Source organism: Pseudomonas sp. MPR-R2A5 (assembly GCF_058793055.1).
In genome coordinates, this window is record NZ_JBXAFK010000002.1 from 117,980 (window position 1) to 143,889 (window position 25,910).

Consider the following 25,910-nt stretch of genomic DNA (forward strand, 5'->3'; position numbering starts at 1 on the left):
ATCGCCCTTCAGATAGTCACCCATGCCCAGTTCCTCAACGCCCATCGATGCCTGCCAACTGCACATCCCGCACACCGAACAGGTCTGCGCGTGGCTGATGCAACACGCTGGGTTGAAAACCGTTGACCTGGAGCGCGCCCGGCGCCTGTCCCAGGAGGGCGGCGATGCCGAGTTGCTCGGCCTGCTCACACGTTTAGGGCTGGTCTCGGAAGTGGAACTGGCCCGTGCCTGGGCGGACCTGCTCGGCGCACCGCTGCTGCTGGCCGATGCGGCGCCGCCGCTGCTTGATCCGTTGCCGGTATTGACCGAACGCTTCATGCACCACTACCAGGTGGTGCCCGTGGGCTGGAGCCAGGGCGGCCTGCGGGTACTGGCGGCCAACCCGTCGCTGGTCTACCCGTTCCAGGCCATCGCCTATGCCTGCGGCGTACCCGTGTGGCTGGCCGTGGGCCCGCGCAACGAAGTCGAAACCCTGATCGAGCGCTACTACGGCCAGGGCCGTTCGGCCATGGGCACCCTGATCGAAAACCTCGACGAGCAGGGCAGTGCCCTGGAAGACATCGAACACCTCAAGGACATGGCCTCCGAAGCGCCGGTGATTCGCCTGGTCAACCTGATCCTGCAGCGCGCGGTGGAACATCGTGCCTCGGATATTCATATCGAACCCTTCGAAAACCAGCTCAAGGTGCGCTACCGCATCGACGGCGTGCTGCACGAAGCCGAAGCCCCGCCGTCCAGTTCTTCGGCGGCGGTGATTTCGCGGGTGAAGATCATGGCGCGCCTGGACATCGCCGAGCGGCGCCTGCCCCAGGACGGGCGCATCATGCTGCGCATCCAGGGCAAGGAGCTGGACTTGCGGGTGTCCACGGTGCCCACCAGTTTTGGCGAATCGGTGGTCATGCGTTTGCTCGACCGCCAGACCGTGCAATTCGATTTCCAGAGCCTGGGCTTTGATGGCCAGCGCCTGGAAACCTTCCTCGAAGTGCTCGAGCGGCCCCACGGCATCCTGCTGGTCACCGGGCCCACCGGCTCGGGCAAGACCACCACCCTGTACACCGCGTTGTCACGGCTCAATACCGCCGAGCGCAAGATCATCACCGTCGAAGACCCGGTGGAATACCAGCTTGAAGGCATCAACCAGATTCAGGTCAAGCCGGCCATCGGCCTGGACTTCGCCGGTGCGCTGCGCTCCATCGTGCGCCAGGACCCGGACGTGATCATGATCGGTGAAATCCGCGACCTGGAAACCTGCCGCATCGCCATCCAGTCGTCCCTCACCGGCCACCTGGTGCTCTCGACCCTGCACACCAACAGCGCGGCCGCGAGTATCACGCGCTTGCTCGACATGGGCGTCGAAAGCTACCTGATTGCCTCGACCGTCAACGGCATCCTCGCCCAGCGCCTGGTGCGACGCCTGGACCCGGCCACCCGCGAAGCCTTCGAAGCCCCTGCGGAATTGATCGCCGAGCACGGCCTGGATCGGTTTACCGAGCTGCGCCCGATCCTGCTCTATCGCCCCCGCGCCGATGCGCCGGGCGGTGGTTACCACGGCCGCAGTGCGATCACCGAACTGCTGGTGATGAACGACGAGCTGCGCAGCCTGCTGATGCGCCAGGCCGACGCCGCCACCCTCGAACAGGCCGCCCGCCGTGGCGGCCTGCGCACCTTGCATGAAGAAGGCCTGCGCCAGGCCGTGGCGGGTGTCACCTCCCTTGAAGAAGTGCTGCGCGTCACCCGTGGAGAGGGCGCATGAGCCTGTTCAAATACCGTGCCCTCGACGGCCAGGGCCAGGCGCAAAACGGCACCCTCGAAGCCAAGGACCAGGACGCCGCCGTCGCCGCGCTGCACAAGCGCGGCTTGTTGCTGTTGCAGATCGAGGTGGCGGGCGCCCAGGGCCTGCGCAAGGCCTTCGGCCGGGGCCAGTTGAACGGCGCGGCGCTGGTCAGTTTCACGCAACAGTTGGCCACCCTATTGGGCGCCGGTCAGCCGCTGGAGCGTTCCCTGGGCATCCTGCTCAAGCAGCCTGGCCAGCCGCAGACCCGCGCGTTGATCGAGCGCATCCGCGAACAGGTCAAGGCCGGCCAGCCGTTATCCAAGGCGCTAGAGGCGGAGGGCAGTCAATTCTCGCCGCTGTACTTGAGTATGGTCCGCGCCGGTGAGGCGGGCGGCGCCCTCGAAGACACCCTGCGCCAGCTCAGCGATTACCTGGAACGCAGCCAGTTACTCAGGGGCGAAGTGATCAACGCGTTGATCTACCCGGCCTTTCTGGTGGTCGGCGTGCTCGGTTCGCTGGCCTTGCTGCTGGCCTACGTGGTGCCGCAGTTCGTGCCGATCTTCAAGGATCTGGGTGTGCCGATTCCGCTGATCACCGAGGTGATCCTGGGCCTTGGCCAATTCCTCGGGGCCTACGGCCTGGTGGTGCTGGCCGGGTTGATTGTCGTCGCATGGGCCCTGGCCGCACGTCTACGCGACCCCCAGCGCCGCGAACGCTATGACCGCCGCGTGCTGGGCATCCGCATCATCGGCCCGCTGCTGCAACGGGTCGAAGCCGCCCGCTTGGCCCGCACCCTCGGCACGCTGCTCAGCAACGGTGTGGCGCTGCTGCAAGCGCTGGTGATTGCCCGCCAGGTCTGCACCAACCGCGCCCTGCAAGCCCAGGTCGCCCAGGCCGCCGAGTCGGTCAAAGGCGGCGGCACCCTGGCCAGCGCTTTCGGCAGCGAGCCGCTGTTGCCCGATCTGGCGTTGCAAATGATTGAAGTCGGCGAACAGGCCGGCGAACTCGACAGCATGCTGCTCAAGGTCGCCGAGGTGTTCGACGTCGAAGCCAAACGCGGCATCGACCGCCTGCTCGCCGCGCTGGTGCCGTCCCTGACCGTGGTCATGGCGGTGCTGGTGGCGGTGATCATGCTGGCGATCATGCTGCCGCTGATGAGCCTGACCAGCAATATATGAACCCTTAAGGAAACACGCTGATGCGCCATACCCGATTCAAGTCCGCCCGCCGCCAGGGCGGTTTTACCTTGCTGGAAATGCTCGCGGTGATCGTGCTGCTGGGCATCGTCGCGACCATCGTGGTCCGCCAGGTCGGCGGCAACGTGGACAAGGGCAAGTACGGCGCGGGCAAGGCCCAACTGGCCAGCTTGAGCATGAAGATCGAAAGCTACGGCCTGGACGTTGGCTCGCCGCCCAAGACCCTGCAGCAACTGGTCGACAAGCCGGGCAACAGCGCCGGTTGGGCCGGGCCGTACGCCAAGCCGTCAGACCTCAAGGACCCGTTCGGTCATGCCTTCGGCTACCGCTTCCCGGGTGAGCACGGTGCGTTCGACCTGATTTTCTACGGCCAGGACGGCCAGCCCGGCGGCGAAGGCTACAGCGCCGACCTGGGCAACTGGGAATAACCCACGACCATGGCCAACGCCCAACGCGGCTTTACCCTGCTGGAAATGCTGGTGGTGATCGTCTTGATCAGCATCGCGGCCGGTTTGGTCGGGTTTGGCCTGCAACAAGGCCTGCGCGCCGCCAAAGAACGCCAGGCCGTCGGGCAGGTGGTCGAGGCATTGCGCAGCACGCGGGCGCGGGCGATTGTCAGCGGCACCACCGAAAGCACCGTGTTCGATTTGCGCAACCTCAGCGTGCAGGCGCCGGGCCGTCCGAAAAAGTATTGGCCGGCCGGGCTGCAAGTGACCCTGCACACCGCCGAGCAAGCCGGCGCGGCAGTGGATTTCTATCCCGATGGCAGTTCCACGGGGGGCCATGTGTTGCTGGCCAACGGCAGTCGGCGTTGGCGCATCGACATCGGCTGGCTGACCGGCAGCGTGCAGTCCAAGGCGCTGCCATGAAGCGCCAGGCGGGTTTTACCTTGCTGGAAATGCTCGCCGCGCTGACGCTGATGGCGATCTGTAGCACGGTGCTGCTGGTCGCCTTCGGCCAGAGCGCGCGCTCGTTGTTGCAGGTGTCCCACAGCGACCGCCTGACTCATGCGGCCTTGAGTGTGATGGATCAGGAAGGCACCGGGCCTTTGGCCAGCGGCATACGCCAGGGCGAGTTGGACGGTATCGCCTGGCAACTGCGCATCGCCCAACAGCCCAGCCGCGTTGGCCAGGCGCATCTGTTTCGCCTGGATCTCACCGTCAGCGAAGGCCCGCGCCGTGCCAGTTTCAGCACCTTGAAACTGCGCGCTGCCGGCCTCGGGGCTGGTTTGTGAGGGCGCGTCAGCAGGGCTTCACCTTGCTTGAGATCATGATCGTTCTCAGCCTGCTCGGGGTGTTGCTGACCCTGGTCGGCGGCGCCTTGCTGGGCGCCAATCGCGCCGTGCTCAAGGCCCAGCGCTACACGGTCAGCCTGGATGAAATGCGCGCCGCGCAACAGTTTTTACGCACCGCCATCAGCGAGGCGTTGCCGTTGGATGTGACCGAGGACGACAGCCAGACCGATGGCTTTTTTGCCGGTGGCCCCCAGCGCATGCAATTTGTCGCGACCTTGCCGGGTGTGCTCGGTGGCGGGATTCAGCGCTTCACCTTGCAGTTGGTGGGGCCTGAATCGCAGCGCGACTTGCAGGTGGCGTTCGCACGGTTTGAGTCCGCGGCGCAAGTCAGCGTCCCGGCCTCGCGCAGTGAGCCGCAAGTGTTGTTGAAGGATGTCGAGGATCTGCAATTCAGCTATCGCGGCGTGTCGCCCAAGGGCCAGGCCACCGGCTGGATCAGTACGTGGCCGTGGACCAAGCGCCTGCCATACGCGGTGCGGATTGACGCGCGGGTGAATGGGCCGGTGCCATGGGTGACCCAGGTGGTTGCCTTGCGCCTGAACCTGTCCGGCGGGGCGCCCGAATGATCAAGCATCAACGCGGTGTGGCCCTGCTGCTGGTGCTGTGGGTGCTGGCCTTGCTCAGCCTGTTGTTGGGCGGCCTGGCCGGCTGGGTGCAATTGGAAACGCGCCAGGCCGCCTGGCACCGCCAACACACCCAGGCGGTGCTGGCCGCCGAGGCCGGGGTGGCGCTGGCGATGCAGGCCGTCGCGGACCCGTTGCAGCGCAAGCAGTGGATTGCCGACGGGCGTGAAATCGCGCTGGTGTTCGACGATGCGCAGCTGCGCGTCAGCCTGCACAGCGAGCGCGGCAAGTTGTATTTGAACAGCGCCGAAGTGGGCGATTTCGCCCGCCTGGCCCTGGCCTGCGGTGCGACCCAGGCCCAGGCCAAGCAGCTTGCCAGAGCCTTGGAAGTACGCCGCAACCAGGGCCTGGCGCCGTTTCGGGTGGTGGAAGAAGTGCGCCAGCTGCCGGGCATGACCCAGGCGCTGTACAGCGAACTGGTGCCCGAGATCAGCCTGTGGAGTGGCCTGGACCGGCCTGATCCGGCATTTGCCAGTGCCGTGATGCGCCGCGCGCTGAACCTGCCGCACCCGAGTGCGGTGGGTGCCGATCCCGGCGACGTGCTGGTGGTCAGCAGTCGCGCACAACGCCCCGGCGGTTACCACGCCCAGGTGCAAGCCACCGTGTTATTGAGCCCCGCGCAAGGCAGCGCACAACCTTATCGAGTCCTACGTTGGCAAGAATGAACGAACAGCTAACCGCGCGGCTTCAGGCGCTGGCACAGCCCATCACCCAGCGCTGGCGCGGCAGCCTGCTGCAACTGGGCTGGCGCCTGTGGCTCAAGGAGCTGCGTGGCTGCCTGCCGGCGTGGTTGTCGTTCGCCGATATCCCCGAGCGTGTCTACGCCTGGCCGTTGACCGCGGCGGTCGAAAAGCGCCCTGGCGAAGCGCGTCAGGTGCTGGTGCTGCCGCCGGAAACAGTGCTGGTGCAAACCCTGCAATTGCCTCCGGCGGCGGCGCGCAACCTGTCGACGGTGGTCGGCTATGAACTGGACCGCTTCACGCCGTTCGACGCCGCCCAGTTGTACTTTGTCGCGCGCCAGGAACGCCGCACCCCCAGCCACCTGCATGTCACGCTGGTAGCGATCCTGCGTGAGCGCCTCGACCAGATCCTCATCGACTGCAGCGCCCTCGGCTTGCAGCCCCATGCCGTGGATGTCGCCGATAGCGCAGGCAACCCCATGGGCATCGACTTGCTGCCGGCGCCATTGCGCCCGCGCCAGCGCCCCCAGGGCAAGGGCCTGCAACGCAGCCTGCCGTGGTTGTGCGGCGCCTTGGTGATTGCGGCGATGCTGTTGTGGCTCAACGACCGCCAGCGCGTGCTCGATGCCATGCAGCACAGTGTGCGCGAGCAGAGAGCCCAGGTCGCCGAGATCCAGGCCCTGCGCCAGCAACTGCTCAATACCCGTGGCGCCGCCCAGTACCTGATTCGCCGCAAGGCCGCTCAACCGCCGCTGGCGGCGCTGCTCAACGAGCTGACCGCGTGCCTGCCGTCGGACACCTGGCTCGACCAGTTGGAAGTCAACGACGGCGCCGATGTGTCCTTCTCCGGGCAAAGCGCCAAGGCCAGTGCGCTGATCACCCGGATCAAGGCCTGCCACAGCCTGGAAAACGCCCAGTTCGAAGGGGTGATCCAACCCGATGCGCAAACCGGCAAGGATCAGTTTTCCTTGCGCGCCCACCTGCACCAGGAGGCCGCCGATGCGCCGACCACTGACACCCCGTGAACGCCGTGGCGCGGCCCTGATCGCCCTGGCCCTGGTGCTCGGCGCCGGTTACTGGCTGTTGATCGACAGCTGGTTCGCCGGCCCCCTGCGCAGCATGGGCGAGCAGGCCGAGCAATTGCGTGAACAGCAGCAACGCTACGCCGGTGTGTTGCGCCAGGGCGAGAGCCTGCGCCAACAGCTGGAGCAAGCGCGGCAGGACCCGGCCAGCAGCACCAGCCTGTTGCCCGGCGACGACCCCAGTGCGGTGGCGGCGGACCTGATGCAGCGCATCGCCGACCTGATCAACAGCCGCGCCGGCCTCGGTGGCGGTTGCAGCCTGACCCAGCGCATGCCCATCACCCCGGAGCAGGACGACGCCGAGCCCTATCGCCAGGTCAAGGTCAGCCTGACCCTCAACTGCGCCATCGAGCCGTTGACCGCGATCCTGCATGAACTGGAGTACCAGCGGCCATTTCTGTTTGTCGACGAGATGAGCATCCGCCGCCCGCCGAACGCGCCGGCCAGCGGCGGCGCCGGACAATTGGTGGTGCACCTGTTGGTGCGCGGTTACCTGCAACCGGCCGCCGCCCGGCAGGTGCAGCGATGATCAATGCATTGCGTCCCCTGGAATGGCTGTTGCTCGGTGTGGCCGGGCTGCTGGGCCTGCTGATGGTCGGCATCCTCAGCAGCATCGGCGATGCGCCGCAGTGGTTGCCGGCGCCGGCCCCCGATGCGCGCGCCAATACCGCCGCCAAGGTACTGGTGGCACCGAGCGCGACCCTCGAAAGCCTGGCCGGCACCTGGCAAGCACCGCTGTTCAGCCCCGACCGCAGCCCTGACCGTGCGGTGGGCCAGGCGGCCGTCTCCAGCCTGTCGAGCCTGGTGCTGACCGGTATCGTCCTCGACGGCGACCTGCGCGTGGCGCTGCTCAAGCGTGCCGATGGCCCACCGCTCAAGGTCCACCAGGGCCAGACCCTGCCCAATGGCTGGCGCCTGGAACACCTCACGCCCCGCGATGCGCGCTTTGTACTCGACGGTCGCACGCAAACCCTGAGCCTGCGTGCCCTGCGTTTGCCGCCGCCGTCCACCACCGCCCCGATTACCCTTCCTCACGAGTCCACCCCTTGATCGATACCTTCCCTGGCGCCTTGCGCACCACCGTGTTCTGCCTGGCCACCGCCGTTTCCCTCGGTGGCTGCGGCACATTCCCTGAGCATCTCGACCCGGACGAGGCCCTGTTGCATGAGGCGATGCAGGGCACCGGTTCGCAGCGCCCGCCCGTGGACCCGGCCAGCGAACAGGCCCCGGTCGACAGCGGCCAACCCCAGGCGAAAACCCCGCCCCAGCGCCAGTTGATACGTGGCAACCAGCAGTTCGTGCGCCAACCGGCCGCGGTCTCGGCCGCCAAGGAGGAGGGCAGCGGCGACATCGTCTTCAACTTCGCTGACCAGCCGATCGAAGCCGTGATCAACAGCGTGATGGGCGACCTGCTGCACGAGAACTACAGCATCGCCCAGGGTGTGAAGGGCAATGTCAGCTTTTCCACCTCCAAGCCGGTGAACAAGCAGCAGGCCTTGTCGATTCTGGAGACCCTGCTGTCGTGGACCGACAACGCGATGATCAAGCAGGGCAACCGCTATGTGATCCTGCCGGCCAACCAGGCGGTAGCGGGCAAGCTGGTGCCGGAGATGCGCGTGTCACAACCCTCCAGCGGCCTGTCGGCACGCCTGTTTCCGCTGCGCTATATCTCGGCCACCGAGATGCAGAAACTGCTCAAGCCGTTCGCTCGCGAGAACGCCTTCCTGCTGGTGGACCCGGCGCGCAATGTGCTGAGCCTGGCCGGCACTCCCGAGGAACTGGCCAACTACCAGGACACCATCGACACCTTCGACGTAGATTGGCTCAAGGGCATGTCGGTGGGCGTGTTCGGCCTGCAACGCGCGTCGGTGGCCGAGCTGATGCCCGAGCTGCAAAAAATGTTCGGCCCCGACAGCGGCATGCCCCTGGCGGGCATGGTGCGCTTTTTGCCCATCGAGCGGACCAACTCGGTGGTGGCGATCTCATCGCAGCCGCAGTACCTCAGCGAAGTCGGCGACTGGATTCACACCATCGACGAGGGCGGCGGCAACGAGCCGCAGATGTATGTCTACGACGTGCGCAACATGAAGGCCACCGACCTGGCCAAGTACCTGCGGCAGATCTACGGCACGGGCGCGATCAAGGACGACACGCCGGCCAAGGTCGCCCCTGGTTTGCGCACCGCGACCTTGTCCTCGGCGGGCACCAACAGCACCTCCGGCAGCACGCCGGGTGGCCTGAGCAACAACCTCAATAGCAACCAGCCGCCTGCGGAGGATGACGAGCAGGCACCCGAAGCCGAGCAGGACAACGCCGAGCAGGGCGCGAGCGAAGACGCCCCGGCCAAAAGCCTCGACGCCGGCACCCGCATCACCGCGCAAAAAAGCAGTAACCAACTGCTGGTGCGCACGCGCCCGGTGCAGTGGAAAGAGATCGAATCGGCGATCAAGCGCCTCGACAACCCACCGCTGCAAGTGCAGATCGAAACGCGCATCCTCGAGGTCAAGCTCACGGGTGAACTGGACCTTGGTGTGCAGTGGTACCTCGGTCGCCTGGCGGGCAATTCCACCAGCACCACCGTGGGCAACGCCGCCGGCAGCCAAGGCGCCTTGGGCGGCGGCGGGGCAGGGTTGGGGGCGACGGATTCGTTGTTCTATTCCTTCGTCAGCTCCAACCTGCAAGTGGCCCTGCACGCCCTCGAAACCAACGGCCGCACCCAGGTGCTGTCAGCGCCGTCGCTGGTGGTGATGAACAACCAGCCGGCGCAGATCCAGGTGGGCGACAACATCCCGATCAGCCAGACCACGGTCAACACCGGCACCTCCGACACCACGTTGAGCAGTGTTGAATATGTGCAGACTGGGGTGATCCTCGACGTCGTGCCACGGATTAATCCGGGTGGTTTGGTGTACATGGATATTCAGCAGCAGGTCAGCGATGCCCAGGACCAGCAGGCGTCCAGCAACGACACCCAGGCCAACCCGCGTATCTCCACGCGCTCGGTATCGACCCAGGTCGCGGTGCAGAGTGGGCAAACGGTGTTGCTGGGCGGTTTGATCAAGCAGGACAACGCAGAGAGCGTCAGTGCGGTGCCTTACCTTGGGAAGATTCCGGGGTTGCGCTGGTTGTTTGGCAATACCAGCAAGTCCAAGGACCGCACGGAGTTGATTGTGCTGATTACGCCCAGGGTGATTACCAGCAGCAGCCAGGCGCGGCAGGTGACGGATGATTATCGCCAGCAGATGCAGTTGTTGAAGCCGGCTAACTGAAATGTGGGAGGGGGCTTGCCCCCGATGGCGGCCTGACAGCCGACCAGGATGTTGGATCAGATCGAGTACATATCCGTTGCTGCGGTAACGGCGACTTAGGGTTCCGCTCTTACAGCGGGTCACTTTTGGAAAAGAGCCCGGGATGCCGGCCCAGCCAAAAGTAACCAAAAGGGCTCTTGCCCCACCACTCGGCACCTCGCCTAGGCTCGGTGTGCCCGTAATCCGACAGTGATTTGGGGGGCCGCCGCCACGCGCCATCCATGGCGCGGGGCGGCTAAACCGGCATCCCTGCCGGTTTACCCCCCAAATCACTATCGAATTGCGGCCAGCGTGGTTTAACGGGGCGCCTGAGATCAAAAGCAAGATCAAGGGCGGCTCGCTTCGCCTCGTGGTTACTGTTGGCTGGTACAACGTTGAGCGCCCGGCAGATAGGGCTGTTGTGGCGAGCGGGCTTGTCCCGCGTTGGGCTGCGTAGCGGCCCCAGTAAAGAAGAACGCGGTGTATCAGACACTCTGTAGAGGCTGGTTTTGGGGCTGCTTCGCAGCCCAACGCGGGACAAGCCCGCTCGCCACAGGGAGATTTGTCAGGATCTGAAAAGTGGTGTAGATACCCGTGCCCCGATGAGGGCGTGTCAGTTGGTGCATCTGTGGCTGACCCACAGCTATCGGGGGCAAGTCGAATCGTCGCACCGCCCCTCCCACATTTGGATCTGCGTACATCAGGTAGGCCTGGGTCTGAGCTAAAGGCCTATCTCAAAAGACATTATTTATATGAATAAAAAAACTAAAAAATAATAAAATTAGAGAATATTAGCTTATACCAAAACAGCATTATATTTTCAAAACCCATTCCGTTATGTTTGATCGCAACAGCCTACCCCTGACCTCGGATGGTACCCAGCGTGATTCAGATTCTGCGCGCCATAACCGGGTGATAGCCCCGCGGCAGAATCGTTGGAAGGGAGCTCAACGTATGTTGCCGATTCAACCCCCTCGACTGCCCCACACCTAGTCACCAATCGCCGCAATACCCCTGAAAAAACGAGCACCGCGCCCGCCCGCGTGACTGCCCGACTTCGCGATTTGGAATGTCTGGAGTGGCTATGAAGCAAGTCTTACAACCGACCGTCTTACTGGCGCTGGCCGTACTGGCCGCAGCGGCACAGGCCCAGGACGACAGCACCCTGTCCACCGTGGTGGTCACCGGTAACCGTGGCGCCGAGCAGCGCACGGTCACCAGCAGCCCGGTGCCGATCGATGTGGTCAGCGCCAAGCAATTGCAGAACACCGGCAAGCCCGGCTTGATGGAAGCGCTGAGCGCGGTGATCCCGTCGCTGACCCTGCCGGAAAAAACCGGCTGGGACGCCAGCGGCATGGCCCGTGCCCCGAACCTGCGTGGCCTGAGCGCCGCCGAGGTGCTGGTGCTGGTCAACGGCAAGCGCCGCCACACCAGCGCGACCCTGAACATCAACGGGATCAACACCGGCGCCGCGCCGGCAGACCTGGACCTGATTCCCATCAGCGCCATCGACCATGTGGAAGTGCTGCGCGATGGCGCCGCCGCCCAGTACGGCTCCGATGCAATCGCTGGGGTGATCAACGTGATCCTCAAGGCTGATACCAGCGGCACCTCGGTGACCAACGCCGGCCTGGGTTACGACGGCAAGAAACAGACCGTGCAGCAAAGCCTCAACAAGGGGTTTGAAATCGGCAACGGCGGCATCGTGCAACTGGCCCTGGACGCGCGCAGCCAGAATGATGACAACAAGGCCAGCGCCAACGGCTACACCTATGAGCAAGCCTATGGCCTGGCCGGCAAGTCGACCTACGGCGGCTACGGCACGCCCAAGACCAACCTGCTGACCCTGGGCTACAACGCCGAGCTGCCGATCGATGACCGCTTGAGCCTATACTCCTTCACGACCTATTCGCGGCGCAAGGCCGAGCAGGGCCAGAACTTCCGCCTGCCGACCATCACCAACACCATCACCACCGGACCCAATGGCTACCCGTCCGGCTACACGCCGACCTGGTACATCGACGAGGACGACTTCCAGGCCGCATTCGGTGGCAAAGGTAGCGTGGGCGCGTGGGACTGGGATTTGTCCACCACCTATGGGCGCAACGAGGCGGAGCAGGGCACCACCCATAACCAGAACCCCTCCTTAGGCGAGGCCACGCCGAACAGCTTCACCTCCGGCACGTGGATTTCCACCGAGCTGACCACCAACCTCGACTTCAAGCGCGGCTTCGATATCGGCCTGCAAAAGCCGCTGGACCTGTCCTATGGCTTTGAGCATCGGCGTGACACCTATGAGGTGCAGGCCGGAGACTACGCGTCCTACGCCAATGGCGGCTACTGCGTGGCGCCGGGCAACTGCGCCTCGTCCGGGGCCCAGGTCACCAACGGCATTTCACCGGACGAAGAAAGCAGCGCCTCGCGCAACAGCCTGGCCAGTTACGTTGACGTGGGCTTCAACCCGCTGCCCGACTGGTATATCGGCACCGCCTTTCGCTACGAGCATTACAACGAAGGCGTGGGCGCCACCCGCAGCGGCAAGTTGACCACGCGTTATGACTTCACCCCACAATTTGCCGTGCGCGCCACGGTCAGCAATGGCTTTCGCGCACCGTCCCTGGCCAACAGCTTGTTCAGTGCGCGCTCGACCACCTATGGCGTGGTCGACGGCGTGTACCAGTCGATCAACTACGGTGTCCTGCCAGTCGGTTCGGCCGCCGCCAAGGCCCTGGGCGCAGAGGACTTGAAGCCCGAGCGCTCCACCAACTTCAGCCTCGGCTTTACCCTGACCCCCACCGATCGCCTGAGCTTCACCGCCGACGCCTACGTGATCAACCTGCGCGATCGCATCACCCTCACCGGCACCTTGCTCGGCCCGGAAGTCACCCAGGTATTGCAGAACAACGGCATCAACTCCACCTCCGGCGGCCAGTACTTCATCAACGGCGCCGATACCCGCACCAAGGGCCTGGACCTGGTCAGCAGCTACAACCAGGACCTTGGCCCATACGGCTCGCTGAAGTGGACGGCGGCGTTCAACTGGAACCAGACCAAGATCCTCAACTACAAGGAGTCCACCAACATCCTGGGCACCTCCTATGACTTGATGGATCGCCAGGCGCGCAACCTGATCACCGGAGTGCAGCCCAACACCAAGTTGATCCTCGGCGGCGACTGGAGCATCGATCGCTTCAACCTCAACCTGGCCCTGACCCGCTACGGCACCTACAAGGAAGTCAACTCATCGGCCAACCGCGACCTGGACCGCGTCTACAGCGCCAAGTGGATCACTGACCTGGACCTTGGCTACCACCTCACCAAGGACCTGAACATCGCCGTCGGCGCCAAGAACCTGTTCGACCTCTATCCGAAGAAACAAGGCGTGCCCAGCAGCACCATGCTTGCCAGCTACGGCACCTATTCGCCCTACGGTTTTACCGGCGGGTATTACTACACCCGCTTGACCTATGCCTTCTAAGGCCGAGGAGTCACACATGCCCATCGTCGCCAAATCCTATGACCTGATTGACTCGCCCAGCACGGTGCGCCAGGCCCGTGTGTCCACACCGATCAAAGCCCTGCAGGTGGTGCCCGCGCGCCATCCCTGGCGCTGGGCCGGGTCGATCTTTGCCGCGCTGGTGCTGCTCGCCATCGTGCATTCCCTGGCCACCAACCCGCGCTGGGAGTGGGGCGTGTTCGGCCAGTGGTTCTTCTCGCCGTCGGTGCTGCGCGGCCTTGGCCAGACGCTGTTGCTGACGCTGCTGAGCACGCTGTTCAGCGTCATCCTCGGCACCGCGCTGGCGTTGGCGCGGCTGTCGGGCTCGCCACTGCTGGCGGCCCTGGCCTGGGGCTATATCTGGTTTTTTCGCTCGATGCCGGCGCTGCTGGTGTTGATCATCCTCTACAACTTCGCCTACCTGTACGACCACATCGTGCTCGGCGTACCGTTCACCGGCGTGGTGTTCGCCGAGTGGTCGACGGTCGACGTACTCAGCCAATTCACCGTGGCCGTGCTGGGCTTGAGCCTGATGCAGGCGGCGTACGCGGCGGAGATCATCCGCGGTGGCCTGATCGGTGTAGATGCCGGCCAGCATGAAGCGGCAGCGGCCCTCGGTTTGCCTGCGTCGCGGCGTATCTTCCGGATCATCCTGCCCCAGGCGCTGCGTTCGATCCTGCCGTCGGGGTTCAACGAAATCATCGGCCTGGTCAAAGGCACGTCCATCGTCTACGTGCTGGCTTTGCCGGAGCTGTTCTACACCGTGCAGGTCATCTACAACCGCACCCAGGCGGTGATCCCGCTGCTGATCGTCGCCACCGTCTGGTACCTGATCATCACCACCGTGCTCACCAGCGCGCAGTACTACGTCGAGCGGTATTTCGCCCGTGGCACTGCGCGTGTACTGCCGCCGACCCCGCTGCAGCGCATCCGTCGCTGGCTCAAGGAGAAATCCCATGAGTGACGCCCGCGCCGGCCGTATCCAGATCCAGGGCGTGGGCAAGCGCTTTGGCAATCAACAGGTGTTGAAAGACATCGACCTGACCATCGATCCAGGCAAGGTCACGGTGATTCTCGGGCCGTCCGGCTCGGGTAAATCGACCTTGCTGCGCACCATCAACCACCTGGAAAAGATCGACAGCGGGCACATCACCATCGACGGTGAATACGTCGGCTATCGACGCAAGGGCGACCTGCTTTACGAACTCAAGGAACGCGAGATTCTCAAGCGCCGCATCGACGTGGGTTTCGTGTTCCAGAACTTCAACCTGTTCCCGCACTTGACCGCCTGGGAGAACGTCGCCGAGGCGCCGCTGGCGCACAAGCGCTGGAGCAAGGCCGACGCCCAGGCCAAGGCCACGGCGCTGCTGGCCAAGGTCGGCCTGGCGGACAAGGTCGATGCCTACCCCCGCCAGCTTTCCGGCGGCCAGCAACAGCGCGTGGCGATTGCCCGTGCGCTGGCGCTGGACCCCAAGGTGCTGCTGTTCGATGAGCCCACTTCAGCCCTCGACCCGGAACTGGTGGGCGAAGTACTCGACGTGATCAAGGGCCTCACCCGATTGGGCGTGACCCTGGTGATCGTCACCCACGAAATCGGCTTTGCCCGCGAAGTGGCCGACCACGTGGTGTTCCTCTGCGACGGCGAGTTGATCGAAGAGGGCCCGCCCGAACAGATTTTCCGCCAACCCCGACATCCCCGCACCGCGGCCTTTCTCGGCAAGGTGCTTTAGTTCAAGGAGTGACTGCCCATGTTTATCAATACTGCCCGCGTGGCCCTGCTGGCGCTGGCCGTCAGCACCGCGCAACACGCATTTGCCGTGCAACAGGTCGACCTCAGCCCCGACCGCCCGCGCATCCATGCGCCGCGCAATGAAGCGGCCATCGCGCAGATCCCGCCGGGCTTCAAGTTCGCCCAGCCGGGCAAGTTCACCGTGGCCGTGTCCGGCGTGGCCGGGCCGCCCCTGGCGCTGTTGGCCAGCGATGACAAGACCACCATCGGCAGCGAAGCCGACACCGCGCAACTGGTGGCCGACAGCCTCGGCCTGCAACTCAATGTGGTGCAGACCAGCTGGGAAGACTGGCCCCTGGGCGTCAGCTCGGGCAAGTACGACGCGGTGATCAGCAACGTCACCGTGACCGAGGCGCGCAAGAAGCGCTTTGACTTCGCCACGTATCGCCAGGATGTGCTCGGGTTTTATGTGAAGAGCACCAGCAAGATCAGCGAGATCAAACAGGCGGCCGATATCGCCGGGCTGAAGATCATCGTGGGTTCCGGCACCAACCAGGAAAAGGTCCTGCTGGCCTGGAACGAGGCCAATGAAAAGGCTGGCCTCAAGCCCGCGCTGTTGCAGTACTTCGACGACCAGGCCGCCGCGCAACTGGCGGTGCAATCCGGGCGCAGCGATGCGTTGTTCGGGCCTAACTCGGTGTACGCCTATTCGGCGGCGATCACCGGCGGCATCAAGCGCGTCGGCACGGTGAACGGTGGCTGGCCGTTGCAGGCGGACATTGCCGTGACCACCCGCAAGGACAACGGCCTGGTCAAGCCAATCCACACGGCCCTGGAAGGCGCGATTGCCGGCGGCCAATACGAACAGGTGCTGCAACGCTGGGGCCTGGACGTGGAGCGGGTCGACAAGTCGCTGATCAACCCACCGGGCCTGCCGGATTAAGGAGTATCGACCATGGGACTGACACGACGTGAAGCCTTATCCAGCATCGCTGCGGTAGGCGGCGAAAAGGCCGTGAAGGATGCACTCGCGGTACTCGGCCTGGGGCCGTCGTCGCACCGCCGGCCGCAACCGCTGAAACTCAAGGCCGGCCTGGGGCAGGGCACCCGCGTGCTGGTGCTCGGTGCGGGGATTGCCGGGCTGGTCACCGCCCTGGAACTGACCCGCGCCGGCTTCGCCGTGCAGGTGCTGGAAGCCCGCGACCGCGTAGGCGGGCGCACTTGGACCCTGCGCCATGGCGACCGTGTGGATTACAAGGATGGCCGTACACAGACCGCAGCGTTTGACCCGGGGCATTACTTCAATGCCGGGCCTGCGCGTATTCCCAGCCAGCACCGCACGATCCTCGACTATTGCAGTGAACTGGGCGTGCCGCTGGAAGTGCTGGTCAACAGCAGCCATGGCGCCCAGGTACGGCCGGATGTGAACCAGCCGGCGTTTACGGTTGGCCAGGCGATCAACGATGCGCGCGGGCACTTGTCCGGGTTGCTGGCCAAAGCGGTGCAGCGCGATGCGCTTGACGATGTGCTGAGCGCCGAGGAACGCACGCGCTTGCTGGCATTCCTGCAGGTGTATGGCGACCTGTCCCAGGAGCTGACCTTTGAGGGCACGATCCGTTCGGGGCACCTGGAATCCCCCGCCCACCCTGGCGCCTTGCCTGCCAGCCGCCGCCCGTTGGCGCTGGACCAACTGCTGCACCCCGAGCTGTGGGGCGCCTTGCTGCACACCGAGTTCCCGGAGTTCTCGGCGACCATGTTCCAGCCGGTGGGCGGCATGGACCGCATCACCGATGCCTTCTACCAGCGCGTCAGCGATCACGTGCAGTTGGGCGCCCAGGTCCGCCAGATCCGCCAGTTGGACGACGGTGTCGTGGTGACCTATCACGACCAGCGCAGCGGCCGCGAACAGGTGGTGCGCGCCGATTACCTGGTCTCGACGCTACCGCTGCCGCTGGTGGCCAGGCTCGACACCGACTTCAGCGAGCCGATCAAAGCCGCGCTGCTCAGCACCCGCAGCGACCAGGCGACGAAAGTGGCGTGGCAATCGCCGCGCTTCTGGGAAACCGACTACCGCACCTACGGCGGCCTGTCCTGGATCGAACACCCGGCGCGCCTGCTCTGGTACCCCAGCAACGACCTCAACACCCGCGAGGGCTTGTTGGTGGCCGGCTATGTGACCGGGGAGGGCGCCGATGTGTTTGGCGCGCAACCGTTCGACCAGCAGTACGCCACCTCCAAGGAGGCGGTGGAGTTGTTGCATCCTGGGTATTCCAGGTACCTGCGCCACCCACTGGCGGTGTCCTGGGAACAGATCCCTTTCAGCGAAGGCCCGTGGCTGCAGCGTGAGCACTTCCCGGCCGCTGCCAGCGCCTTGCTCGAAGCAGGCCACGGCCGCGCGTACTTCGCTGGCGACGGCCTGGTGCAAAGCGGCGTGGGCATCTGGCAGGAATCGGCGGCCAACTCGGCGCGGCATGTGGTGGCGCAACTGGCTGAGCGCGTTACCCGACAAACCCACCTTGCGGCAGTGGCCGCCTCCTGAGGAACCCCACCATGAGCGACAGCATTCAACGCACCAGCGTCGGCGATTTCCCGATCTCGCAGACCGTCACCGTACCCGCGTCCGCCAGCCTGGTTTTCGTCAGCGGAACCTTGCCGGACCTGGCTGATCCGAACGCCCCGGCCGGCACGCCGGCGGCCTATGGCAGTACCGAAGTACAGACCGTGTCGGTGTTCGACAAACTACGCAAGATCCTGCGCCAGCAAGACCTGGACCTGGGCGATATCGTGCAGCTGCGCGTGTTCCTGGTGGGCGCCGAAGAAACCGGCGGCAAGCTGGATTTTGCCGGATTGCAGCGCGGTTATACGCAGTTCTTCGGTACCCCTGAACAGCCGAATAAACCTGCGCGCACCGCGCTGCAAGTCGTCGCGCTGCCCTTGCCCGGAGCGCTGGTCGAAGTCGAAGCCATCGCTGCCAGAACAGCCTGATTCACGCGGGAAAAACGCTGGGAGCAAGCCCCCTCCCACCGTTTATCCGGTTCAGCCAGATGATCCTCATGTCCACCTTGGAGAATCCCGATGTCTACAGCACCCCGGCAACTCAAATTCGGCGCCATCCTCACCGGCGTCGGCACCGCGCAAAACGAATGGCTGCACCCGCAAATCCCTGGCAATGCCAGTGTCGATATCGACTGGTACCGTGCCCAGGCACAGCAGGCGGAAGCGGCCAAGTTCGACCTGGTGTTCATCGTCGACAGCCCCTACATCACCCCCGATTCGGCACCGCACTTCCTCAACCGCCTGGAGCCGCTGACCCTGCTCTCGGCCATTGCCGGCGCGACGTCGAAGATCGGCCTGGTCGCCACCTTGACCACGTCCTATACCGAACCTTTCAACGTCGCCCGCCAGTTCGCCTCCCTGGACCTGATCAGTGGCGGCCGCGCCGGCTGGAATGTGGTCACCACCGGCCTGGAAGGCGCGGCCGGTAACTTCGGCCGTGAGCAGCATATCGACCATACCGAGCGCTATCGTCGGGCAGCCGAGCACCTGGAGGTAGTGCAAGGCCTTTGGGATTCCTACGAGGACGACGCCTTTGTGCGCGACAAGGCGAGCAAGGTGTTCCTCGACCCGCAGCGCCAGCACCGCCTCGACCATCACGGCGAGTTCTTCTCGGTGACCGGGCCGCTGAATATCGCGCGCTCAGTCCAAGGCCAACCGGTGATTTTCCAGGCGGGCATTTCCGAATCCGGACGCAGCTTGGCGGCCAACTATGCCGAGGGCATTTTTGCTGGGGTGGGTAATTTCGAGGACGCCCAGGCCTATTACAGCGATATCAAACAACGTACCGCCGCTGCCGGGCGCAACCCCGATCACGTGACCATCCTGCCGGGTATTTCGCCGATCATTGCCGACACCGATGAGCAGGCCCAGGCCATCGACCGCGAACGCAATGGCGAGCTGGATTTGAACAAGGCACTGGTGCAGTTGGGGCGGCCGTTCAACTACCACGACTTCAGCCAGTACCCGTTGGACGAACCCTTCCCCGACCTGGGCGACCTGGGCAGCAATGGCTATCGCGGGCATGCCGAAAACATCAAGCAAGTCGCCCGCGAACAGGGCCTGACTCTGCGTGAGGCGGCGTTGCGCTTTGCCAAGCCGTTCTCCAGCTTCGTCGGCTCGCCCAAGACCGTGGCAGATGAGATCGAGCGTTGGTTTGTGGACGGGGCGGTGGATGGCTTCAACATCCATGTAGGGGCGCCGGATGACTTTGCGCGGTTTACCGACCAGGTGCTGCCGCTGCTGCGTGAGCGTGGGTTGTTTCGTCGTGAGTACAGCCACAGCACGCTGCGTGGGCACCTGGGGTTGCCGGTGCCGGTGAATCGGCATACGGCGGCAAGGAGCTAGGCGGCCTGAGGGTCATCACCACTTCCAGCCGCCCTGTTGTTTCAGGGGCGCGATAACGCCGTTGCGTTTATGCCTGATTTCCAACATCTCTCGGCGCATTTGTCGTTGGCGTTTGCTGTTCAGGCATAGAAGCCCGATCAGCAGGCTTAGTAAGGCAAGGGTAAATAGGAGGTAATGGGCCTGGGGGTTGTCGCAGACAGGGTCGATGCACTCGGGCACTGGAGGTGGTGCGGGCAAGGTCAATATCGCCAACCTGAACCTGAAAAAACCGCTGGATAAATCCAGCCCCAACCTGATGATGGCCTGCGCCAGTGGCAAGCATTACCCCGAAGCCAAATTGGTGGTGCGCAAGGCGGGCGGAGCCAGCCCGGTGGAGTACCTGGTGATCACCTTGAAGGAAGTGATGGTGGTGTCCTACGGCACCGGTGCGCAAAGTCAGGATGATGTGCTCTACGACAACATCGCCTTGAACTTCGCCACCGTCGAGGTCAGTTACCAGCCGCAGAAAGCCGACGGTACCAAGGACGGTGGGGCGGTGAAGTTTGGCTGGAATATCCGGCAGAACGTGAAAGCCTGAGCCACGGCCAATCAATCACTATTACCGCAACAACAAGGCTCGTTGCTTGACTTGCCGCTTTTGTTCAAACGGCAACTCCCCATCATCCCCATACGGCGCGCTGTACCGGTTGCAGGCGCCGGCGCTGGGGGCTACTGGTATCCCATCAAGGCGGTCGGCAGCAGGCAGGTGACAATCAGGTCACTCTCAGGTGAGTCAAGGCCGCCATACGGGCGACAGATGTTTATCAAGGGTCCAATGGCATTGGCCGGGCTTCAGGCTCACACCGCCGACCCACCGTTCATGGCTGGCGTGGTCCAGCCAGTAAGCGTCGCCGTTCAGTACTTGATGCCCCAGTGTCGTCAGCGCCAGCACCCGCCGAGGCCATTCGAGGTGGGGCTCGGTTTCTGTCAGCAACGGCTGCTCACCATCGATCAACGGCCGCAACAGCGCGTGAAACATCATGTCTCCCAGGAACGGCAGCGGTTCGCGCTTGGCCATCAATTCGGCAAACACGCGCCCGAACGTCACCGGGCCGGCTTCGGCGAGGTACGCCAGGGACAGGCGTTCGGTCAGCGACAGCCCATCCCGCGCGCCTGGCAATTCCTGCAGTTGTCGCCGCAAGGCGGGTGCCAGCAAGGGCAGGGCGGGATGCGGGCGCTGGGCCAGGGCGGCCAACTTGAGTGGGGCGCTGTCGCAGTAGGCTGCCCAAGCCTCACGGGCCAGTTGCAGCGCAGCCTCATCGATCAACCGCCGTTGCGGCCAGAGCCAGGCGAGGACATCGGGGGCCAGTTGGCCTATGCCGATAAAGCGTTCGACGCCGGGGATGCGGTCGACCTCGATCAGCTCCAGCTTACGGGGTACACGTTCAAGGCTGGCCAAGGCGCGGATCAGGAACAACTGGTCATAGGCATCCGCCTCGCACCAGAGCACGCTGTGCTCGGCGTTGGCCAGGGTTTCAAGCTGGTTGTACTCATCATTGACGCGACGCGTGACATCGGCCAGGTCCAAGGTGAATGCCTGGCTGATGAACGCACTGCGCATCGCGCGGAATGCGTCGCGGGGCAGGTCGCGAACCGGGCCCATGCACAACGGGTCGGTGAGCATCTGGAACTGGCCCTTGAACCCGGCCAGCTGCAGGCTGTGGGCAATGTCACTACCGCAGCGCCAATGGGTGGTGCGGGCTTCATCGCTGGCGTCGAAATCGGGATGGCGGGCGGCGAAATCGAGGGCGTCGACGTGGGCCTTGAGCTTGGGCCAACTGCTGAAACCCAGTTGTCTGGCGACCTGCCATTGGGCCTGGGACAACGTGGCGCCGGGGTTTTCGGCTTTCAGGCGCGGTAGCAGTTCCTTGGCGCGCTTGCGCTGTTGCTCAAGGTTGATACGGCCATCGGTGGTGGAGGTCAGGGGGCGTTGTGACATACGAGCTCCTTGCACAAACCTTTTCCGCTTTAAGGTTGGGAGTCGTAGAAATGAGGGGGTGCTTCACTGTCTTGGGCGCAGCCCTTTCCGCGGAAGGTGGCGTAGAGAGCGCCAGGCGGCAAATATAGGCAGGGCAGGTGTCGATTGCAAGGCACCGCTATGGGACGGGGCGCCATCGTTTGATTTTTTGCTATGAAAAGCCTGCTCGTCTGCTTCACCATTGCGTCCGACCGACAGCCGAGGAACACCGCGTTCATGAGCGCACTGATCGAAACCCGCGCCCTGACGCGCATGGACGAGCGCCGCCAGGTGCCCTTGCTCCAACCGACGGATTTCTCCTTGAAACGCGCCGACCGCGTGTCGATCACCGGCACGTCCGGTTCCGGTAAAAGCGTGTTCCTGCGGGCCTTGGCGTTGCTCGATGCCCCCTCTTCGGGGCAGGTCCTGTGGAACGGCCAGCCGATCAGCAACGCCCAGATTCCCCACTACCGCAGCCATATCAGCTACCTGTCCCAACGCCCGGCGCTGATCGACGGTACGGTGGAAGACAACCTGCGGTTTCCCTTCAGCCTCAAGACCCTGCGTCAACGCCATTTCGAGCCGGCGGCTGTCATCGCGCTGCTGGGCCACGCCGGCAAGTCGCCCGACTTCCTGGCGAAGAATGCCGGTGACCTATCGGGCGGGGAGGCCCAGGTGATGTCGTTGATCCGCACGTTGCAGCTCAACCCCGAGGTGCTGTTGCTGGACGAACCCACCGCTGCCCTCGACCCCGCGTCATCCCGTGAGGTGGAAGCGTTGATCGATGCCTGGTTCGCCGCTGACAACGCGCGTGCCTATATCTGGGTGTCCCATGACCTCGACCAGGCCCGGCGCATGAGCGATATCCACCTGCACATGAGTGCCGGGGTATTGAGTGGAGCCGCCCAGCCATGAATTATCAAAATCTCACGGCACTGGACATGGCCATTGCCGCTTCGCTGATCCTGATCAACGGCGCGTTGTCGCTGGCGTTGCGCCTGGGCCTGGAGCGCCAGTTGCTGTGGGCCGCCGTGCGCACCGTGGTGCAACTGCTGGCGATCGGTTACCTGCTGGGCTGGGTGTTCGAATTCGCCTACTGGTACGTGGTGCTGCCACTGATGTGCGCGATGACGCTGATCGCCGGGCTGTCGGCTGCCGGGCGCGGGCGGCGCACTTACCGTGGGCAACTGGTCGACAGCATCGTGTCGGTATGGGGCAGTTCGTGGCTGGTGACGGCGGTGGGTTTGTTTGCGGTGATTCGCATCCACCCCTGGTACGAGCCGCAGTACGCGATCCCGATCCTCGGCATGATCCTCGGCAATACCCTGACGGGTGTGTCCCTGGGCATCGAGCGCATGACCCAGGAACTCACATCGGGCCGCAACACCATCGAGATGATCCTGGCCCTCGGCGGTTCGCGCTGGGAAGCGGCGCAGGAAGCGATTCGCCAGGCAGTGCGCGCCGGGATGATCCCGACGCTGAACCAGATGACCGTGGTCGGTATCGTCAGCCTGCCCGGCATGATGACCGGCCAGGTGCTGGCGGGGGAGAGCCCGGTGGATGCGGTGCGCTACCAGATCGTGATTATGTTCTTGATCGCGGCGTCGTCGGCGTTGGGCACGGTCGGCGCGGTGCTGTTGACCTACCGGCGGTTGTTTTCCAAGAGCCATCGATTCTTGCGCGATCGCTTGGAAGAGCGCTGAAGGACTCTCCCGCGCCGAGTTGGCGTACGTTGCAGCGACGGGAAAAAACTTCGGCGGGTGATTGTTTCACTGGATGAAATGCTGGATTGTCAATCCTGGTCATTCCATTGATCGAGGCCGCGGAGGACCCTGCGAGGCGTCGAACCCCTACCTTTGGAGCCTTTCATGTCCCAGCCTGCGATCAAACTTTATGGTTTCCCATTGTCCGGCCACTCCCATCGGGTCGAGTTGATGCTGTCCCTGTTGGGGCTGCCCAGTGAATTCATCCTGGTCGACCTCAAGCAAGGCGCGCATAAAACCCCCGAATTCCTGGCCACCCTCAACAGCTTCGGCCAGGTACCGGCGATTAACGATAACGGCACGATACTGGCCGATTCCAACGCCATCCTGGTCTACCTGGCCAACCAATATGGCGACGGTCAATGGCTGCCCAGCGACCCAGTCGGCCAGGCGCGTGTACAGCGCTGGCTTTCGGCCGCTGCCGGTCAATTGCATGCAGGGCCTGCGAGCGCGCGGTTGGCGGTGGTGTTTGGCGCCGATGTCGATACCGTCACCGCCATCAGCCGCTCCCATGCCTTGCTGGCGTTGGTGGAGCAGCAACTGAGCCAAAGCCGCTTCCTGGCTGGCGAGCAGCCGAGCATCGCGGATATCGCTTTCTACACCTATGTGGCTCATGCACCGGAAGGCAATGTATCGTTGGCCGACTACCCTCAGGTACGCGCCTGGCTCGCCAGCATCGAGGCTTTGCCAGGCTTTGTGGGCATGCCGCGTACGGCGGTGGGTTTGCAATCACAGTAACCCTCACGAGGCGCGCGGATGGATCGATTTCATGAAATGCAGGTGTTCCTCGCGGTGGCCGAGGAGGCGGGCTTTGCCGCCGCCGCGCGCCGCCTTAAGACCTCGCCGCCCAGCGTGACGCGGGCCATCGCCGCCATGGAACAGCGCATCGGCACGCAACTGCTGGCGCGCACCACCCGCAGCCTGCACTTGACCGAAGCCGGCCAGCGTTACCTGGAAGATTGCCGGCGCATTCTCGCCGAACTCAATGAGGCCGAGGAGGCGGCGGCGGGCAGTTATTCCGTCCCCTGCGGCCATCTGGCGGTGACCGCGCCGGTGCTGTTTGGCGAGCTGTATGTGGCGCCGGTGCTGGGGGATTACCTGGATCGCTTCCCCCTGGTGAACATCAATGCCTTGCTGGTCGACCGCGTGGTGAACATGACCGACGAAGGCGTCGACGTGGCCGTGCGGATCGGCCATCTGCACGAGCCTGGCCAACAGGCGATCCAGGTCGGTGAAGTGCGCCGCGTGGTGTGCGCCGCGCCTGGTTATCTGGATCAGTGGGGGCGGCCGCAACGCCCCGAACATTTGCGTGAGGCCAAGGTGGTGACCTCGTCCGCCAGCCAGCGGGTGGGTGAATGGCAGTTTGTCGACGCTGGCCAGCCGTTGACGGTGCCTATTGAGCCGCGCCTGGTGGTCACGGCGAATAACGCGGCGATCAACCTGGCGCGGCTGGGCTGGGGCTTGACCCGGGTGCTGTCTTACCAGGTCGCGGCGGCGGTGGCGGCGGGTGAATTGGAGATTGTGCTGGAAGCGTTCGAGCCGGCACCACTGCCGATCCAGGTGGTGTTCCAGCAGAGCAACCGGGTGCCGGCCAAGGTGCAGACTTTCGTGGACTTCCTCGCCCATCGCCTCGGCCAGGATGCAGCCCTGAACCCGCCGATGCGGCGCGGCTGATGGAGCGCTATCACGACATGCAGCTGTTCGTGGCGTTGGCCGGGCAGCCGAGCCTGGCCGCGGCTGCACGCAGCGCCCAGGTGTCCGGGCCGACGCTGATGCGTGCGATTGCCCGTTTGGAGGCGCGCCTGCGCGTGCCGTTGCTGCAACGCAGTACGCAGGGTGCCAGCCTCACCGACGTGGGCAGCGCCTACATGGCCGACTGTGTGCGCCTGCTGGCTGCCGTGGAGGCCGCGCAAGCCTCGGCCAAAGGCTTGCATGTGCAGGCCCAGGGCAATTTGCGGGTGTTCTTGCCGTTCCTGTTCAGTTGCCACGTGATGGCGCCGGTGTTGGCCAGCTACATGGACCGCTATCCCGATGTACACCTGTCGGCGCATTACCACGACTACTACCCGAACCTGCATGAAGAGGGGCTGGATGTGGCGATCCTGGTGGGTGAACTGCCCAGTTCGGCGCTGATCGCACGGCCAGTCGGGCACGTGCGGCATATCCTCTGCGCCAGCCCCGCTTACCTCCAAGCCCACGGTGCGCCAGCGCATCCCGCCGACCTCAAGCGCCATCATCTGATCGCCAGCGTCGATCAAGTGTCCTGGGCGTTTCGGGGCTATCAGCTCAAGGCCCGTGCGCGCCTGGGGTGTGCCACGGTACAAGGGGCGATCAGTGCCGCGGTGCAGGGCGCGGGCCTGGTGCGTTGCTTGAGCTATCCCGTGCATGAGCATCTGCTCAGTGGGCAGTTGCTTCGCGTCTTGCCAGGCTATGAGCCGCCAGCCATGCCCGTGCACGTGGTGTATCGCGAAGGCCGCAATGCGCCGATGCGCGTGCGCAGCTTTGTCGACCACTGCGTGGCAGCCCTGCGCGAACACCCGGCATTTCAGTTGGCGTAACAGTGGATTGCCGGCGGTGGGCATTCTCTCG

At 64.3% G+C, this 25,910-nt stretch carries 24 protein-coding genes and 1 pseudogene; 24 read left to right on the forward strand and 1 reads right to left on the reverse strand.

All coding sequences use genetic code 11. From position 1 onward, the window contains the following. The first annotated feature begins 22 nt into the window (after positions 1-22). The 19 genes and pseudogenes from gspE to AC1Q6I_RS02055 form a co-directional block, all read left to right on the forward strand. A complete protein-coding gene (gene gspE, locus AC1Q6I_RS01965; protein ID WP_102625083.1) occupies positions 23-1,753 on the forward strand; it encodes a type II secretion system ATPase GspE in 1,731 nt (576 codons plus the stop codon). Beyond that, positions 1,750-2,952, forward strand: a complete 1,203-nt coding sequence (gene gspF / locus AC1Q6I_RS01970; RefSeq protein WP_102625082.1) for a type II secretion system inner membrane protein GspF — start codon at positions 1,750-1,752, stop codon at positions 2,950-2,952. The genes gspE and gspF overlap by 4 nt, the downstream gene beginning before the upstream one ends. Positions 2,953-2,972: 20 nt before the next feature. Next, positions 2,973-3,398, forward strand: coding sequence for a type II secretion system major pseudopilin GspG (gene gspG / locus AC1Q6I_RS01975; protein WP_069076600.1), 426 nt, complete (start codon positions 2,973-2,975; stop codon positions 3,396-3,398). Between the two features lie 9 nt (positions 3,399-3,407). Further along, positions 3,408-3,839 carry a type II secretion system protein gene (locus AC1Q6I_RS01980; RefSeq protein ID WP_069076601.1) on the forward strand — a complete coding sequence of 144 codons (432 nt, stop codon included), beginning with the start codon at positions 3,408-3,410 and terminating at the stop codon, positions 3,837-3,839. Then, complete coding sequence (locus AC1Q6I_RS01985; RefSeq protein ID WP_069076602.1) at positions 3,836-4,204, forward strand: type II secretion system protein; 369 nt, start codon at positions 3,836-3,838, stop codon at positions 4,202-4,204. The genes AC1Q6I_RS01980 and AC1Q6I_RS01985 overlap by 4 nt, the downstream gene beginning before the upstream one ends. Beyond that, complete coding sequence (locus AC1Q6I_RS01990; RefSeq protein WP_102625081.1) at positions 4,201-4,830, forward strand: type II secretion system protein GspJ; 630 nt, start codon at positions 4,201-4,203, stop codon at positions 4,828-4,830. Before AC1Q6I_RS01985 ends, AC1Q6I_RS01990 begins: the two co-directional genes overlap by 4 nt. Then, positions 4,827-5,552, forward strand: coding sequence for a hypothetical protein (locus AC1Q6I_RS01995; RefSeq protein WP_024076408.1), 726 nt, complete (start codon positions 4,827-4,829; stop codon positions 5,550-5,552). Before AC1Q6I_RS01990 ends, AC1Q6I_RS01995 begins: the two co-directional genes overlap by 4 nt. After that, complete coding sequence (locus AC1Q6I_RS02000) at positions 5,549-6,592, forward strand: PilN domain-containing protein (RefSeq protein ID WP_102625080.1); 1,044 nt, start codon at positions 5,549-5,551, stop codon at positions 6,590-6,592. Before AC1Q6I_RS01995 ends, AC1Q6I_RS02000 begins: the two co-directional genes overlap by 4 nt. Next, positions 6,567-7,178 (forward strand): type II secretion system protein GspM, encoded by a 612-nt coding sequence (gene gspM / locus AC1Q6I_RS02005; protein WP_102625079.1) that lies wholly within the window; start codon positions 6,567-6,569, stop codon positions 7,176-7,178. The genes AC1Q6I_RS02000 and gspM overlap by 26 nt, the downstream gene beginning before the upstream one ends. Further along, positions 7,175-7,699 (forward strand): type II secretion system protein, XpsN-like, encoded by a 525-nt coding sequence (locus AC1Q6I_RS02010; RefSeq protein ID WP_024076405.1) that lies wholly within the window; start codon positions 7,175-7,177, stop codon positions 7,697-7,699. Before gspM ends, AC1Q6I_RS02010 begins: the two co-directional genes overlap by 4 nt. Further along, positions 7,696-9,918, forward strand: coding sequence for a type II secretion system secretin GspD (gene gspD / locus AC1Q6I_RS02015; RefSeq protein WP_024076404.1), 2,223 nt, complete (start codon positions 7,696-7,698; stop codon positions 9,916-9,918). Before AC1Q6I_RS02010 ends, gspD begins: the two co-directional genes overlap by 4 nt. Before the next feature lie 1,102 nt (positions 9,919-11,020). Further along, positions 11,021-13,414 carry a TonB-dependent receptor plug domain-containing protein gene (locus AC1Q6I_RS02020; protein WP_069076608.1) on the forward strand — a complete coding sequence of 798 codons (2,394 nt, stop codon included), beginning with the start codon at positions 11,021-11,023 and terminating at the stop codon, positions 13,412-13,414. A gap of 16 nt (positions 13,415-13,430) precedes the next feature. Beyond that, positions 13,431-14,396, forward strand: coding sequence for an amino acid ABC transporter permease (locus AC1Q6I_RS02025; RefSeq protein WP_024076402.1), 966 nt, complete (start codon positions 13,431-13,433; stop codon positions 14,394-14,396). Further along, complete coding sequence (locus AC1Q6I_RS02030) at positions 14,389-15,162, forward strand: amino acid ABC transporter ATP-binding protein (RefSeq protein ID WP_024076401.1); 774 nt, start codon at positions 14,389-14,391, stop codon at positions 15,160-15,162. The genes AC1Q6I_RS02025 and AC1Q6I_RS02030 overlap by 8 nt, the downstream gene beginning before the upstream one ends. An 18-nt stretch (positions 15,163-15,180) precedes the next feature. Beyond that, positions 15,181-16,104, forward strand: a complete 924-nt coding sequence (locus tag AC1Q6I_RS02035; protein WP_024076400.1) for an ABC transporter substrate-binding protein — start codon at positions 15,181-15,183, stop codon at positions 16,102-16,104. A 12-nt stretch (positions 16,105-16,116) separates the two neighbouring features. Next, entirely contained in the window at positions 16,117-17,700 is a 1,584-nt protein-coding gene (locus AC1Q6I_RS02040; protein ID WP_102625504.1) for a flavin monoamine oxidase family protein, read from the forward strand. Between the two features lie 11 nt (positions 17,701-17,711). Beyond that, positions 17,712-18,146: a RidA family protein gene (locus AC1Q6I_RS02045; protein WP_069076612.1), complete on the forward strand. Its 435-nt coding sequence runs from the start codon at positions 17,712-17,714 to the stop codon at positions 18,144-18,146. Between the two features lie 90 nt (positions 18,147-18,236). Continuing rightward, complete coding sequence (locus AC1Q6I_RS02050; RefSeq protein ID WP_024076397.1) at positions 18,237-19,562, forward strand: LLM class flavin-dependent oxidoreductase; 1,326 nt, start codon at positions 18,237-18,239, stop codon at positions 19,560-19,562. A gap of 175 nt (positions 19,563-19,737) precedes the next feature. Next, a pseudogene (locus AC1Q6I_RS02055) lies at positions 19,738-20,139 on the forward strand (Hcp family type VI secretion system effector); the annotation flags it as partial. Positions 20,140-20,334: 195 nt separating this feature from the next. Here the strand turns inward: AC1Q6I_RS02055 and AC1Q6I_RS02060 are convergent. Continuing rightward, positions 20,335-21,540 (reverse strand): DUF1835 domain-containing protein, encoded by a 1,206-nt coding sequence (locus AC1Q6I_RS02060; protein WP_102625502.1) that lies wholly within the window; start codon positions 21,538-21,540, stop codon positions 20,335-20,337. A 255-nt stretch (positions 21,541-21,795) separates the two neighbouring features. Here AC1Q6I_RS02060 and AC1Q6I_RS02065 point away from each other — a divergent pair, with 255 nt between their 5' ends. The 5 genes from AC1Q6I_RS02065 (at position 21,796) to AC1Q6I_RS02085 (ending at position 25,879) form a co-directional block, all read left to right on the forward strand. Next, positions 21,796-22,473 (forward strand): ABC transporter ATP-binding protein, encoded by a 678-nt coding sequence (locus AC1Q6I_RS02065; RefSeq protein ID WP_041161261.1) that lies wholly within the window; start codon positions 21,796-21,798, stop codon positions 22,471-22,473. After that, on the forward strand, positions 22,470-23,261 hold the full coding sequence (locus AC1Q6I_RS02070) for an ABC transporter permease (RefSeq protein WP_102625501.1): 792 nt from the start codon (positions 22,470-22,472) through the stop codon (positions 23,259-23,261). The genes AC1Q6I_RS02065 and AC1Q6I_RS02070 overlap by 4 nt, the downstream gene beginning before the upstream one ends. A gap of 165 nt (positions 23,262-23,426) precedes the next feature. Next, complete coding sequence (locus AC1Q6I_RS02075; RefSeq protein WP_102625500.1) at positions 23,427-24,059, forward strand: glutathione S-transferase family protein; 633 nt, start codon at positions 23,427-23,429, stop codon at positions 24,057-24,059. A gap of 18 nt (positions 24,060-24,077) precedes the next feature. Beyond that, the gene (locus AC1Q6I_RS02080; protein WP_024076391.1) at positions 24,078-24,995 is read left to right on the forward strand and encodes a LysR family transcriptional regulator; all 918 of its coding nucleotides are present in this window, start codon (positions 24,078-24,080) and stop codon (positions 24,993-24,995) included. Continuing rightward, entirely contained in the window at positions 24,995-25,879 is an 885-nt protein-coding gene (locus AC1Q6I_RS02085; RefSeq protein WP_102625499.1) for a LysR family transcriptional regulator, read from the forward strand. The genes AC1Q6I_RS02080 and AC1Q6I_RS02085 overlap by 1 nt, the downstream gene beginning before the upstream one ends. Positions 25,880-25,910 lie beyond the last annotated feature (31 nt).